The organism is Moorena sp. SIO3I6, from assembly GCF_010672095.1.
Map to the genome: position 1 here is coordinate 1 of NZ_JAAHHU010001559.1, position 1164 is coordinate 1164.

The following is a 1164-nucleotide window of genomic DNA, read 5'->3' on the forward strand; positions in this document are numbered from 1 at the left end:
ACTGCAGAAGCGAATCAATTTCTGTTTACGAATGAAAATAAGTATGTTACTGCTAGCTGGCCCAAAAGCACAGCAACCTTACTTGGAGCTGCCTCACTGACTAACCAAACTGGAGAATTCTACCAGAAGCGTCGCAAGTTAATGTCCCAGGCGTTTCAACCGAGAGCATTAGCTAGTTATATTCCCAGCATGGCCAACATTACTAGTCGTCTACCACACAAATTATGACAGGTTAAGTTTAGGATATAATCGTTCTAATTTGACCCGTGCATTTTGATTGGTAAAACGCCAGTTAACTGTTGCTTTTTGCTCATTACGTTCTTGTTCCCAAGCAGTTATTTCCCGCTTCATTGTTTCTAGATCAGGAATGCGCCGATTGAGACTAGGGCTTGATAATACCGATAATTCCATCTCTACCATGTTTAACCAACTCCCATGTTTAGGAGTGTAATGAAACTCTAATTTAGAGAGAATACGTCGGGCTTCTTCTGGAGTAAAAGCTTTATAAAGTGCAGCTGGGGTATGAGTGTTGAGGTTGTCAAGAACCACGCGAATTAGGGTAGCAATAGAAAAAATCCATCTACTAAGTCTTTCATACAGTGAGCAAAATCAATGGCAGTTCTTTGATGGGTTACTTTAATATGTCTCCATCCAGTCTTGGGTTCAAAAAAGGCAAATAAGTGGCAAGGTCATTATAGAATATATTCGTAGTCGTAGCGTTGTAGCTGTCCTGGTTCGGCTGGGTAGGGGATGCGGTTTTCGCCAATTAACTGGCAGGGTCTTTCATCAAAACAAATCTGCGGTATGCTTGGCTCATAGGCTTGTTCATAAAGATCTAACACGTCTTCCATCTTCCCTACAAATTCTGCCCCCACGCTCGGAATACACCATTGTTCTTTCAACCAAGGTTTGATGTCGTTTTTTTAAGTGTCCGACGCACTGTTTCATCACTAATCCTCTCCACTAAGTTCAATTCTACTAAACGATCAGCCAATAGCTGCATCGTCCAAGACTCCCTACCCGCTGGCGGTTCACTACAAGCTGTAGCTACTAAAAACGCTTCTGTTTTTCCCTGTAGGAGTTTAGTTCTTCCCTTTCGACGACGTTCTTTTAAGGCTGATTCTAGTCCCTCTTCTACACATCTTTGTCGCGTTCGAGGCACTA

The 1164-nt window shown here is 42.5% G+C and carries 2 pseudogenes; one reads left to right on the forward strand and one right to left on the reverse strand.

Annotated features, from left to right (window positions below):
- A pseudogene (locus F6K49_RS51195) lies at positions 1–228 on the forward strand (cytochrome P450); the annotation flags it as partial.
- On the opposite strand, the pseudogene F6K49_RS51200 reads toward F6K49_RS51195, so the two are convergent.
- Positions 223–1164, reverse strand: a pseudogene (locus tag F6K49_RS51200) (IS630 family transposase); the annotation flags it as partial. The pseudogenes F6K49_RS51195 and F6K49_RS51200 sit on opposite strands and share 6 nt — an antisense overlap.